The following is a 14,789-nucleotide window of genomic DNA, read 5'->3' as shown; positions in this document are numbered from 1 at the left end:
AAAAATAATTTTCAATACGCAGCAGCTTACTGGAAAAAGGGAACACGCAAGGGCAAATTAAAAAAACGCTATATTTGCCCCGTTCAAGTTCTTTTTCTTTCCCCAACTTAAAAAGGTTCTGCTTAGCCGCAGATTAATAGGGAATCGTGTGTAAATCACGAACTGTCCCGCAACTGTAAGTAACACAATCAGTTGCTGCCAAAAAATATCCACTGTTCAGCCGAAGGCGGATGGGAAGGATGGTAGCAATGTTACAAGTCAGGAGACCTGCCTTTTTTATGCTGGCAATGCTTTCGTGGACTGAAGCAACGTCGAGAATGGAGGTGTATAGCCGGGGTGTAATAAACAATTACGCCCGTGGACTATTTGTGTATTTATACAAGCCTCCGGCCTTTTCTGTATAGCTGTACCCGATCGCATGGTAAAGTGCTGAAGAACATTTTTTTTATATTCTTCATCAACGCTATCAATGCAAATTTCTACAACAGGTAATGCCAGAACAGGTCATTATTACTTTTCTTTCTCTTTACAGGTTGTTTTTCTTTGTGCGCTTGTATGCATGGTGCATCCTTTTTTACAGGTGAACAAACTCCATGCACAATCGCAGACAAACGCAGCTCGTACCGGTGATTTGCGCGGACAGATCACTACAGAAACGGGGCAACCATTGGCGGATATCACCGTAAGACTACATGGCACCGGTCATGGTACAGTAACGGATACGGAGGGCCGCTTTACGTTTTCAAACATCCCTGAAGGGACATATACACTCGCAGCCAGCGGCGTAGGTTACCACACTGGTAAACACCCGGCTGTTGTCACCGGCGGACAAACAACCTCTCTCTCCTTTCAGCTGAACAGCCATACCGGCCAGCTATCGGAAGTAACAGTGAGTACCGCACAGGTATCCTCCTTTGCCGGTATTAATAAAATAGCGGTTCCTGTCAGAGACTTACCGCTGACCACCTCCGCAGTTTCTGCCCGTACACTTGAACAAAGAGGGACAGACGATCTGGGAGAAGCCATAAAAAACACGACAGGCGTACGTGCCAATACTACCTATGGCGGTTTCCAGCACTTCACTATCCGTGGTTTCAACAACTTTGTGTTACTCGTAGACGGTGTCAGAGATGAACGTCATAACATCTCTACCAGTGCCCCCAGTACGAACCTGGCTAATATTGAGCGTATTGAAGTACTGAAAGGACCCGCCTCTGTATTATTTGGGCATTCCGCACTGGGTGGTATCATTAACCTGGTACGCAAACGTCCTTCTAAGGAACAGAAAGCAGAATTCTCCGCCTCTTATGGCAGCTTTAATACCCGTCGTATGCGTGCTGGTGCAGGTGGTGCAATCAATAATAAACTCGCCTACAGAGTAGACGTCGGATTATCAGAAACAGATGGCTATCGCCAATCAGGCGTCAATACTAACAATGCTTATCTTGCCTTAGAATACACACCAACCTCGCGTGACAACTTCTATCTGAGTGTTGGCGCTAACAAAGACAAATATGATACAGATGCAGGTATTCCCGTAATGGAAGGCGGTAAGATCGCCCCGGGTATGAGCGTTGATACACGTTACAATGATCCCGCGGATTTCCTGAAGAATACCCGCTACGATTTCCAGCTGCGATATACGCATCAGTTCAACAGTAAACTCGTACTGTCTGACCAACTGTCTTACTCCTACGATAACATCGATTATCTTTCAACAGAGGAACTGACCTTCAACGAAGGAATGGACTCGCTGACACGTACCTCTCCCCTGTATTTTAATCATATCACCAAACCCCTGCAAAACCAGCTGGAGCTGACGTATACGACGCAAACAGGTAATATCGGGCATAAATTATTGTTTGGTTATTCCCTCAGCATCTTAGATCGTAAAACTTACAACGGTAATATTTCTGGTAGCGGACTTTATGCACAGATCGCGGTACAAAATCCGGTGCTGAGTCAGGGTAATATCGATTATTATCAGACACAGTACAGGGCGACAGAAGAGCAGGTACATGGCTTCTATGTACAGGAATGGCTGAAGTTATCGGATAAACTGAAAGCATTGGCGGGCCTCCGTTATGATCTCTTCAGGGGCACTTATTATACCAATAAGATAGACAGAACTCACCATGTAACAGATAAAGGCGCCAAAACAGACATCCCGTCTTCCGCATTCACGTACCGCGCAGGACTGGTATATCAGCCCATTGAAGCATTGTCCGTATACGGGTCTTACTCCACCTATTTCAAACCTTCCCGCAGGGTTGCACCTAATGGTGAAACCTTTGATCCGGAAGATGGTTACCAGGCAGAATTCGGTTCCCGGCTGGACCTGAGCAAAGCATGGTCACTCACTGGTTCGCTTTATTATATGAGAAAGAATAACCAGGTGGAGAGTCTGCCGGGTGGTCTATACAAACGTGTTGGTGCTGCGGATTCCAAAGGATATGAAATCGAATTGCAAGGTAGTCCGCTGGCAGGGCTTGATGTCAATGCCGGGTATACATTTACGGAAGCAAAGTATCGTCCTTTTGCAGGAAGTGAGATCAATGCTGTTGCAGGCAAAACAGTGGCGCTGGCGCCTGAACACATGGCCAACATATGGGTAAACTATCAACTGCAACAAACTGCCTTACGTGGTCTGAGTCTGGGGATGGGTATGAATTACATGAGTGATACTTATGCCAACAGTAATAATACATATGTATTGCCGGCATATACCATACTGGATGCAGCCATTGGCTACCAGACCGGTAAAATTGGGCTGCGGTTGAATGTAAACAATATCGCCAACGAGCGTTACTTCGCCAATGTGATTATTACAAATCAGTTCTATCCGGGTGCTACCAGGAATTATCTGCTGACTTTTAAATATTCCCTCTGAATACCAGCATCCCTGCTGCTGTAAAAGTAGTGGGGATGCCTCTCTTTCATCCTCCGATTATATTTCAAATGTTTATTAAACAGCTGAAAAAAATCATTCTGCTACTACACCGGTACCTGGGCTTTGTATTGAGTCTTCTGTTTGTTATCTGGTTTATCTCAGGCTTTGTGATGATGTATGTGAGTTATCCGACGATGAAATATCATCAGCGCCTGCAACAGTTACCAGCGGTGAATATGGATCAATGCCATCTCAGCGCAAAACAGGCGATTACAGCAGCACAACTTACAGATACGGTTACTATTATCCGATTGGGTATGTTACTGAACCGGCCTATTTACAGGATCGTTACACAAAAGAATAAACACCTGGCCGTCTTTGCCGACAATGGTGAGCTTTTGCCTGAAGTAGATACGGCACTGGCCAGCCAGATTGCACAAGCTTTCGTTGGCGGCAGGAGCCGTCCGGCATCTGTTGAAAAATTAACACAGATAGATCAGTGGATGGCAGCGCATCGTTCTCAGGGATACCTGCCACAGGTCTATCGTTTTAAAATGGATGATCTGGAGAAAACGTATGTGTATGTGTCCATATATACCGGCGAAGTGGTACAGATGCTGAACGCCAGACAACGTTTCCTGGCCTGGTTAGGGCCTGTTCCCCACTGGATCTATCCGACAGTACTGATCCGTAACCGGCCCCTATGGAGTCAGGTAGTGATATGGGTGTCCCTTATTGGGGTAATAATGAGCCTCACGGGTATTGTAATGGGTTTTATCCGTTATAAAAGAAAGAAAAAACAGTCGATCGCTTTTAGTCCTTATAAGAAACCCTGGTTTCGCTATCACCACTACACCGGATTTGTGTTTGGGATATTCATATTCACCTGGATACTGAGTGGCTTATTTTCTATGAGTCCGGTTGACTTTGGTCCCGATAGCGGCAAAATACTGGAAGAGCACAAACGTTTATCCGGCGGACCGTTAAACACTAGCGCATTTACTTTATCACCAGCACAAGCATGGAATGTATTCAAGCCTTTATTAACGGTCAAAGAAATACAATTGATACAGGTGTTGGGTAAACCTTATTATCTCGCTTACCAGGATTATCATCATACCCGCTTACTGGCCGCAGATCAGGCTGATGGACTGCCATTTGACATATTCTCTTCCAATGCATTGACAGAACAGATACAAACATTTCAACCAGGACAAGCGATACAGGATACAGTTGTAATGAACAGTTATGATAATTATTACTATTCCCGCACCTATGAGAAGCGTTTACCTGTACTGAGAATCAGAATGAATAATCCGGAGAAAAGCTGGTACTACATTGATCTGAAAACAGGCCAGCTGGCACTGAAACACGAAAAAGGAAGCCGTATTGAGCGTTGGCTATATCATGGATTACATAGCCTGGATTTCGGATTTCTCGTATATAAAAGACCCTTGTGGGATACAGTTATGTGGCTACTCCTTTTCGGAGGCTTATTAGTCAGTATCACCGGATTGGTACTCACTGGAAAATGGATTAAAAGAAAAGCAAAAAAAATCAGCTCATAACAGTATAAATAACTGGTGTGGCATTCCCTCTGGGAGGATGGGAATTGTCGCTGCCACTGCCGTCCCGGTTCACCGGGGCGGCTATTTTATTTAAAGTATATGAGCCTATACTATAACTATAGTCTGACTATAGTTATAGTATAGTTATCTTACGCTTGTGCTTCGTTCAGAACGCAGCATAAGCGTAAGATAACTATAGTCAGACTATAGATTAAGGCTGTCCGTTTCCTCCGGAAGCACCATAGATCTGACCGGTAGCATAACTACCATCACTAGCTGCCAGCTGTACATAAATAGATGCCAGTTCGACAGGTTGTCCTGGTCGTTTAAAAGGCGTATCTCCCCCGAAATTTTTTAGTTTTTCCATAGTCGCGCCGCCACTTACCTGCAGCGGAGTCCAGATAGGACCAGGAGCTACACCATTCACACGAATACCTTTTTCTGCCAGCTGTTTGGCCAGTGATTTTACATAGCTGGTAGTGGCTGCTTTTGTCTGTGCGTAATCATACAATTCTGCGGAAGGATCAGTGGCCTGTTCGCTGGAAGTAGCAATAATCACAGCACCTGGTTTCAGGTGTGGCAAAGCGGCCTTTACGGTCCAGAACGGCGCATAAATATTTGTCTTCATGGTGGCATCAAATGCCTCACTGGTAATATCCAAGATACTTTTCTGCGTCTGCTGACGTGCTGCATTATTTACCAGGATATCCAGGCCACCCAATTGGCGAACCGCCTCTGCTACCATTTTCTGACAAAAAGCTTCTTCCCGCAGATCACCGGGAATAGCAACTGCTTTGCGACCGGCTTTTTTGATCAGTTCCACCACTTCTTTTGCGTCCTCTTCTTCAGCAGGCAGGTAATTGATGGCTACGTCAGCACCTTCACGCGCATAGGCAATAGCGGCAGCACGGCCCATACCTGAATCACCACCTGTAATCAATGCTTTTCTGCCGGCCAACCGGTTTGATCCTTTATAACTGGCTTCACCATGATCGGGTCTGGGTTCCATTTTGGCGGCCAGTCCCGGCCAGGGTTGAGATTGCTCTTTAAACGGAGGTTTGGGGTATTTTGAAACGGGGTCTTCTAATCCTGCGCCAGCGTCTGCTCCCGCCGTACTTCCTGCCGTAGCACCAGCAGAAGAGGCACTGAATGCCGGGTTGACCATCAATGATGCCAGCCCCACTCCGATACCCCCGATAGCCTGACGACGATTATATAAATTTTTGCTGTCCATATAAAACACTTTGAATGAGTAATGAATGGTAAAACTTACCTCATCTTTTCATCCGAATTTCATACCAGCAGCATTCTTCATCACAGCTTCGCCGTTGCAGGATTGTATCTGTAGAGAACTATACCTGCTGAACGTTTATAAGCTGCTACACTTCCGGGCAATGCTTACTTAAACCGGCTGACGATCTGCTTACATGCCAGCGAACTCAGGGCCATGATCGTCCATTGGGGATTGACGGTGATACTAACCGGGAACAGGGAAGCATCGGCTACAAACACATTATTATAACCCTCCAGGCAGAAAGACTCATCTACGACACGCTGTGTACGGTGAGGCGACTGACTACCCGCCATCAGGTTACCGCCCTGCGGGTGAGCTGTACTGACGGGCAGGTCTTTCATCCTTACGGGAAAGCCGGATAATTGTCCGATAAAACGGTCAACTTCGTCTTCGTTGGTGAGATCTATTTCGATGCCTGGCTTTGTCGGAATCACTGCTTTCACAGCGCCCCCGAACCGGCCTAATTCTATCAGTTTTTCAATGGCAAACTTGATCTTTGAAATATCTTCCTCACCTAATTGCCATACAAATGCCTGTCCATTGATCAAATCAGCCTTTTTAAGCACCTCTCCCCCAGCGGATGAACCAATGAGTGCCCCCAGGTTGAGATAATAGCAATAACGGCCTGTAATAGCGTCTCTGCGGTCAAAAAAGAAAGGGATGCTGCTAAGACCAAAAGAGGCAGGCGGATTGAAATACGTCTCAAAAATAGCCCTGCCCTTACTGTCCATCGCAGCCATCGTGATCTGATCGCCATCATACGCCCTGACAGGGCGGTCAAATTCAAAGGCCACCGGTAAGGCAAAATTGCAGCTCAGACGTTTACCTATATTCTCGTTCTTAACGCCACTGCGCATCAGGAAATGGCTGCTGGAAATCACTCCGCCGGCAACAATGACCGCCTTCCTCACTTTTACCCGCTGTAAATTGCCATTATCCGCACGTACTATCACTTCTCCGGCCCTTCCCGGCTGTGCAGGATCTTCGATGAACTGTACTGCCGTCATATTAGGAATGACCTTTACGCCCCTTGATTCCGCCCAGGGAATATAGGTTTCCAGCATACTGCGCTTACGCATCCGTTTATTTCCTAAATTCCAGTTACCGTCTCCCATTGTATGCAGGTGATTGACCAGTACCGGAAAGGTGGTGATCAGCTTATCTGCGGCGGTCCGGTTATATCGTTCAACTGCCTGACTGAACCTGGCGGCAACCTCCCTGTTTACGCCATTTGCTTCCAGTGGTTTAATCGACAATTCAGCAGCAATCTGTTGATATTCCATATCCAGTCCGGACAAATCTATATCATACTGCTGTTGCCATATTTCCCTGATCGTATTAGGTATCGTAAAACAAACGGCATTGTTGACAACAGTCGTACCACCTACGCATTCTCCTTGTAAAAGGGTCATGCTGAAGGTTTTTGTCTGCTGTAATCCGCCTTCCTTATAGACCTTCTTCATCATCTCTATCTCCGTATCCTGGAAATCCTGTAAAGGCTGATAACGGGTTCCTCTTTCCAGCAATAGGATACTTCCGGGATTTGCTACTGTACATGCCAGTCTGTAGGCAGCCACGGCCCCTCCCGCACCCGAACCGACAATAAAATAATCCACCTCCTGTGGCAGTTTTTCCTCTTTCACAGGTGTGGTTACTCTCGGTGCTACTTCTTCTTTTTCCGCTATACCGGCAGGCTTGAAATTAGCCGGATCTTTTTCATCATGCGGCAGCCGTGCAATACTTTCATGCGGCGGCGGATAAGCAGGCATATCACCCTGTGTACGATCTCTCGCATTGACAGGTACATACCCCATGGCATTACGCACATTGATAGTAGAGAAATTTGCAAACATGATGATGGAATTCAGGGACAATCCTATCTGATACGCCAGCTCCGCCAATGGGGGAATAAATGCCCGTTTACGCTGCCATTCATTACGGAAGAAATAGCGGCTCAGATAGTACCGTTGTTCATCCCTTTGCATGGAAGAAAAACAGGGCCGGATGCCATAGACCAGGTTCAATACATTTTCGAAGAGTGCAAAAGGCAGGTTCAGTAATCCTCTTTTACGCCCTTTGATACCACCCGCATATTTATCAACCAGTTCCAGGTCACTTGCCTGTTGCTGGTTATCACTGCTAAAAAAAGCATTGCTCAATGCCATCACATTGATGGCAGAAGAAGGACTTAAAGTATTAGTCGTATAATCAATATCGTAGTACATTTTTCTGATCCTGATCATCAGTGTAGCCAGTAAAGCATGTACTAATGCAAACAATGGGAAATACCAGTTCACCTGTACGCCTGCGCCGGATCTGGTGGTGATAAACACGCCGCCATTCAGATCACCGGTGATCAGCCATAACACCGCGATACTACCACCTGCCAATAATGGGATGACCAGCGCATTAAAAAAATGATTACGTAGGGCTTCTTTATTGATCAGGAAGATACACAATACAGCCAGGGTGGCATACAAGGTAACCGTATTACCGACCATCGGATCCGGCGCTCCATAAACGGCTCCTATTCCGCCATCTGGTGATGCTTTTAAACGAATCAGTACAATAGCTGCACAAAATAACATGAAGAGTACAGACATCCCGGTATACAGGTATTTCACCAGTGTAAGCGGTACGGAAAAATTAATCGGCAGATCTCTCGCAGCTGCATGTATTGCTGCTGCTTTTTTATACGCTATCGCCATCCAGACAAACAGTACCAGCAAAGCACCGTCTGTGATAGCAGAGGTCAGTAAAAAGTTAGTAGGATCCGATGCCTGCAACGCCCTGCAATAATGGAATACCAGCGCATAGACGGTAGACACTGAATGTCCAGCAAATAATGCCAGAGAACAGTGATAACGCAGAGACTTATTATACGCAGCCACAAAAGCGAGCGTAGTCATCAGGATGATCTTAAAATAAGTATTGATGGCCAATGCCGGATTAGCATAAGTCATCTTTATCAACTGTTGTACCTGACCCGGCCAGGCATGTTCTCCCAGGACGCCAATGATCAGTACCAGCAGATAAAAAAGATAGAAAGACCCCAATATCCGCAGTGCCAGAAAAGCAAAATCCCTGCGGGGTTTCGGAATATTTTCGGAAGAACGCGCTTCGCTGAAAAACAGTTTGTAAGCCCTTTCATCAGGTTCGGTGATATCCTCTTTTTTCCCGAACAGCAGCCTTGCCGCAATCCGGTACAACCAGATAGACAATACGCCGAAAATAAGGGCATATAAGGCGAATATCAGCAACAACCGCAATACCGGCGGCTGGAGCGCTGCGAATATAAAATGACCGTCGTATTCCCAGCAGGCAGGATGCAGGGCGCTGCTTTGACGGAAATGATTTTCCTGGTACAGATCATATAGAAAAAACGGGGCGAATACCAGCAGAGCGGTGACCAGCGAAGAACATTTCCGGAGTAATATATTTAGCGGACCATACAACAGGCTGTTAACAACAGCCATAACGATCAATACCGTTGTGGTGCGGAAATGCAGCGATGGTCCTGCCAGCAGGAACAATCCCACGCTGAGGATCGCATTGATCAATATCGCCAGGAGCATACGGGCAAAAAGTGGTGTATAATCCAACGGATCCCGCTTTACATAACCGTGGAAATAAAACAATACAGGTATATGCATAAGGGCAATTTAACCGGGGGTAACGAAAGCTGATTGAACACAAATACTAAAAGAGGCCCGCCCGGAACGACGAGCCTCTTTCTGAGGTTGGATATAAAGTTAACCTGTTATTCTATAACCGGCAATACCAACCAGTTTGTATTTATAAGGTAAGGGGCTGCCTGACTAAAAACCGGTTATCTGTCGGGAAGACCGGCTGACAAATAAAACTGCGGGAATTTCACCCGAATTTCATTATATTTATAACAACAGTGAATGTTTGATGATGTTCTAAAATCTTATCAGCTACCGAATGACGCCAGATCGTATCAGACGGTACTTGCTTTTCCCCTGTATGCTGCTACTCCAACTGTATGGCTGCAAAGGTGATAGAACAATCAGGCCATCCGGGAAGGTGTATATATCCAGGGAAAATGGTAAGTATACATTATATCGAAACAGTACCCCGTTCCTGGTAAAGGGAGGAGCCGGTTACACTAATATGTCCACGTTGAAAGCAATAGGAGGTAATACCATCCGTACCTGGGATACCGCCAATCTTAAAGCAATTCTGGATGAAGCTGCTGCCAACAACCTTGCCGTCGTTGCAGGCTTTTATGTTCCCGAAAGCAAGTATCTGGACCATTTTTACCGTAATGAAAAGAAAGTGGAAGCACAATATAATGCCTTCCGGAAGGTCGTATTACGTTACCGCTCCCACCCTGCTTTGCTGATGTGGTGCCTGGGTAACGAAGTAGACTTTCCTTACAGTCCTAAATACAACCGGTTCTATGCCGTTTATAACCGCCTGCTCGACATGATACATGCCGAAGACCCGGATCATCCTGTTACCACGGCGATGATCAATTATCAGTTCAGAAATATTATGAACATCCGGTTAAAGATCTCCGGACTTGATCTGCTATCGTTTAATACTTTCGGCGATCTGAAAAAACTGGACGAGCAGCTGTCGGATAATGACTGGTTATGGAAGGGTCCCTTCCTCGTCTCTGAATGGGGGATCTATTCTCCGCAGGAATCGCGGACGACGGCATGGAGCGCACCGATTGAACCTACCAGTACCGAAAAAGCAAAATATTATCATGAATTCTATACAAAATACCTTCCGGTAAACAATCCACGTTTCCTTGGCGCACTGACCTTTTACTGGGGATATAAAACGGAAATCACGCCTACCTGGTACAGCATCGTCGATCAGCATGGCGCTCAGACAGCCCTCCTGCAGGAAATGGAATCCTGCTGGACAAACAGACAGCCGCTACATCCGGCACCGGCGGTAGAAAGGTTGCTGATAAATGGCAAGAAACCGATCGATAACATCTTTCTGTCTCCTGACACGATACAGACTGCTGAGTTGAAAATGATAACGACTGATACCTCCCGGCTCCGTATTCTATGGGAAGTGACAGACGAGGATTTTGACCCTGGATACAGCGCTACCATCCACGTTTACGATGCAGGGATTACTCCTCAGAACAGCGCACGGATCACCTTCCGTTCGCCATCAAAAGAAGGCCCCTATCGTATCTATTCATGGGTCTATGACAAATATGGAAATATTGCAACTGCCAATACCCCCTTTTACGTAATTGAAACAAAAGACAAAAATACGGGCACGCGTATCCCGGCCTACGCGCATTGAGTTATTGATCCTTAGGTTCATCATTGTAACCGGGATAGCCAGTATGGGAATACTCCTGTACAGCCTCTTCAACCCTGCCAACATAGGAAATAAACCCCTATATTGGCTGATGATGTCGGGCATTATCTACTTTTGCCTGAAAGTGCTGCACGAATGGTATCACTACTTCTGTATCTCCATGCCCGTACGGCCCCGTACTAAAATAAATCCCACGGTAGATATATTTACCACCTTCTGCGCCGGAGAGCCGTATGAGATGATCATAGAAACACTCACCGCCATGCAGGCTATTACCTATCCTCATACCACCTGGCTCTGTGATGAAGCCGATGATCCCTATCTCATAGCCGTATGTCAACGACTGGGCGTACGGCACGTCACCAGGACCAACCGTAAAGATGCCAAAGCAGGTAATATCAATAATGCCCTACAATATGCTACCGGCGAACTATGTGTTGTGATGGATCCGGATCACGTACCGATCCCGGAATTCCTCGATCGCGTAGTGCCTTACTTTATTGATCCGGAGATAGGATTTGTGCAGATCGTACAGGCATATGGTAATATCGGCGATAATATCATTGCCAAAGGCGCCGCCCAGCAAACCTTTCAGTTCTATGGTCCCATGATGATGACCATGAACACTTACGGTACGGTACAGGCAATAGGCGCGAACTGTACCTTCCGACGCAGCGCACTCGACGCTATCGGTGGTCATGCTGCCGGACTTGCAGAAGATATGCATACCGCCATGCAATTACACGCCAAAGGCTGGAAATCAGTCTATGTACCGGAAGTACTAACCCTTGGATTGGTGCCTTCTACTCTCTCTGCTTACTATAAACAACAGCTGAAATGGGCAAGAGGAACGTTTGAGTTACTGGTCACTACCTATCCCAGATTGTTCCGGAAATTTACCTGGCGACAAAAACTGCATTATGGTACACTCCCTTTTCATTATTGCTCAGGAGTCATGTCTTTTATCAACTTCCTGGTGCCGGTGCTCGCGCTGGTACTGGATATCATCCCCTGTCAGTTCGATCTGCTTTCATTCGGTATTATCAGTATTCCTTTTCTGGCCAGTACGATACTGGTAAGACATTTTGTACAACGCTGGGTAATGGCAGAAGAGGAAAGCGGGTTTCATATCGTCGGCGGACTACTACAGATAGGCACCTGGTGGATCTATGTGTTAGGACTGTTCTATACCATTATCCGTAAAAAAGTACCCTACATACCAACCCCCAAAGATGATAAAGAAGGTACCAGCTGGAAATTGTTTATTCCTAACGGTATTGTTCTGCTGGTTTCAATCACGGCCATCATATACGGATTGTGGCTGGACTGGAATCCTTATTCATGGGTGATGGCAGGCATTGCATTTATCAACTGCCTGATCATGCTGTTTAATATCCTGGCAGGTATCTGGAAAGGTCGTATGAGTAATGTCGCGCCGCAAACAACCATGGAGGTTATATATCATCATTACTATGCAGTTAAAGTAAGACTCTGGAAGTTCAGACACGGTGTGTATGTCATGATGCGTAAGTCTGCCATGTCGCTTACATTAATCGTTTGTGGTTTCACCTCCTGGTTTATTTATGAGGATAATAAACCTCCTCCTGCTTATCAGTCAGCACACGCATACAAAGAAGACGTCTTCTATACAGGGATATTCAGTCCGGCAGATTCCAGCGGCATGACGGCCATGGAGCATGTAATGCATTACGTTGCCGTGAAAGGAACCCCGTTTAATATCATCTCCTGTTACATCCCCTGGGGAGATATGCCTGCCTGTCTGCCAGATGATTCACTTATGAATGAGATTTATTCCTTTCATGCTGTTCCGATGATCACCTGGGAACCCTGGGCCGCTCTTTTTAAAGATCAGTTTAAAGACGACGAACTGCGTAATGAGCTGAAGATAATGACACATATCAGCAACGGCAATTTTGATGGCTACCTGCAACAGTTCACACAACGTATCATTGCCTTGCGCCGGCCTGTATTCATCCGCTTTGCACATGAGCCGGACAATCCTGCTTATCCATGGTCAACAAAAGGACATAACAAAGCCGCAGAGTATATTGCCGCATGGAGATATGTGCATGACTTCTTCCAGCGGGCAGGGGCCAGAAATGTGGTATGGGTATGGAACCCATGGAAAGCAACGGCAGCAAACAGGTATTTCCCCGGCAGAGAATATGTTGACTGGCTGGCTGTTACGATGCTTAATTACGGCAGACTAAATCCCGACGGACAATGGTACAACTTCAGTCAGTTGTACCAGCCATTTCATACACAGGCACTTTTCCGCTCAGGATTGCCGGTGATGATCGCAGAAACAGGTTCTCTGGCCAGAGAGCCCGGACAAAGCGGCTGGTTACAGGACGCATTTGCGGATATTACAGATCATTTTCCGGAGGTAAAAGCCACTATTCTTTTCAACAGCAGTTTCGATAAAAACACTGTCGGCAATACCCATGTAGACATGCTGAACTGGGAACTGCTGGAACCTTCTGCACCATTGTCACTGCTCAATGATCTGCAGAAAAACAGTGCTGCTCCGATAAACAGACCGGTTATGCTGCCTGCCGTTAATGTGGTGAAGCATAGACAAAACACCCTGTTGAGCGATACCATCAGAGGTGTTATCTATTCAAAGGGAATCCCCTGGTTCAGGAACCATCATACGCTGACGCGAAAGGAAGTGATGACAGATCTCCAATCCATGCAACGTATCGGTATCAATACGATCAGACGCTATGGTCCAGGTGTATATGATCACAATATTTTTTCCGTTGCTGCGGATCTGGGTATGCAGATACAATACGGTTTCTGGCTACCGGAACCCACCATTGAGCAGGGGCTTGAAGAATGGCCGGAAGCCTATATCCGTTCAGTAGTGAATACCGTCCGCAAAAACAAAGACAACAACAATATCATCGGCTGGCACCTGGGGAATAATTACTGGGAAGCACTGGACGATAGCTACATTGCGCCTTCATTGCTCTATCACCAGGACCAGTATATCCATTGGTTGCGCAAGCTGGTACGGCAGATAAAAGCAGTCGATCCCGGCAGACCAGTTACACTCGATGTACCTGAGGGACACCGCTTCTCGCTCACCGTACAAACGATCGCGGACGCCATTCCGGAACTCTCTGCAATAGGACTTGTATCTCCCAAAGATCCTGGCGGTGGCAGTATTACCGTTACAGATATACCGTACTTCTTCAGCGGTATCAATGCGGACAACTATATATCCTCCAACAGAAAAGGACCGGTTTTTATTGATGCCTGGCAGGATGCGCAAACAAGAGACGCGATCACATTCAATGGGCTGACGGACCTGTATGGCCACTACAAACCCGATGCGGTACGTCTTGCGCAATACTGGCATGGCAGCGTTGATGCACCTGCATTACCTGCGATAAAAATACTGAAACCGGCAAAGGTGACTGATCCCGGGGCTGTACTGACTTACAGTGCACTGATATCGGAAAAAGGACAATGGAACCTGGACGGCTACTTCGATCCCTCACTACATTTTGAGTGGTACCTCTACAAAACAGATGGATGGGAAAATGGTATTTATATGGAACATGCAGGCAGCGGCCCGGTGCTCCACCTGCATATCCCCGAATCGCCGGAACTATACCGGCTGTATCTTGTAGCGGGGAAAGGACAATATGTAACGACCGCCCTTTCCAATCTGAATACGCCACTGATAAAATAAACG

Annotated in this window: 6 protein-coding genes and 1 riboswitch; of the genes, 4 read left to right on the top strand and 2 right to left on the bottom strand. The window is 46.5% G+C overall.

All coding sequences use genetic code 11. The features are described from left to right. Positions 1-96: 96 nt before the first annotated feature. Positions 97-289, top strand: a riboswitch (cobalamin riboswitch). A gap of 180 nt (positions 290-469) precedes the next feature. Together CPIN_RS15585 and CPIN_RS15580 are read left to right on the top strand one after the other, a co-directional pair. Further along, positions 470-2,890, top strand: a complete 2,421-nt coding sequence (locus CPIN_RS15585; protein ID WP_222838211.1) for a TonB-dependent siderophore receptor — start codon at positions 470-472, stop codon at positions 2,888-2,890. Between the two features lie 68 nt (positions 2,891-2,958). Next, on the top strand, positions 2,959-4,458 hold the full coding sequence (locus CPIN_RS15580) for a PepSY domain-containing protein (RefSeq protein WP_222838210.1): 1,500 nt from the start codon (positions 2,959-2,961) through the stop codon (positions 4,456-4,458). A gap of 211 nt (positions 4,459-4,669) precedes the next feature. On the opposite strand, the gene CPIN_RS15575 is transcribed toward CPIN_RS15580, so the two are convergent. Together CPIN_RS15575 and CPIN_RS15570 are read right to left on the bottom strand one after the other, a co-directional pair. Next, a complete protein-coding gene (locus tag CPIN_RS15575; RefSeq protein ID WP_012790775.1) occupies positions 4,670-5,692 on the bottom strand; it encodes an SDR family oxidoreductase in 1,023 nt (340 codons plus the stop codon). Positions 5,693-5,856: 164 nt separating this feature from the next. Further along, complete coding sequence (locus CPIN_RS15570; protein ID WP_012790774.1) at positions 5,857-9,405, bottom strand: GMC family oxidoreductase N-terminal domain-containing protein; 3,549 nt, start codon at positions 9,403-9,405, stop codon at positions 5,857-5,859. Between the two features lie 490 nt (positions 9,406-9,895). On the opposite strand from CPIN_RS15570, the gene CPIN_RS15565 reads away from it, so the two are divergent. Further along, on the top strand, positions 9,896-11,047 hold the full coding sequence (locus tag CPIN_RS15565; protein WP_187294772.1) for a glycoside hydrolase family 2 TIM barrel-domain containing protein: 1,152 nt from the start codon (positions 9,896-9,898) through the stop codon (positions 11,045-11,047). A gap of 43 nt (positions 11,048-11,090) precedes the next feature. Then, on the top strand, positions 11,091-14,786 hold the full coding sequence (locus CPIN_RS15560) for a glycosyltransferase (protein ID WP_012790772.1): 3,696 nt from the start codon (positions 11,091-11,093) through the stop codon (positions 14,784-14,786). The last annotated feature ends 3 nt before the right edge of the window (positions 14,787-14,789 follow it).

This window comes from Chitinophaga pinensis DSM 2588 (genome assembly GCF_000024005.1).
GTDB lineage: Bacteria > Bacteroidota > Bacteroidia > Chitinophagales > Chitinophagaceae > Chitinophaga > Chitinophaga pinensis.
Note: the sequence above shows the minus strand (reverse complement) of the source record. Positions and strands in the feature narration are given on the sequence as shown.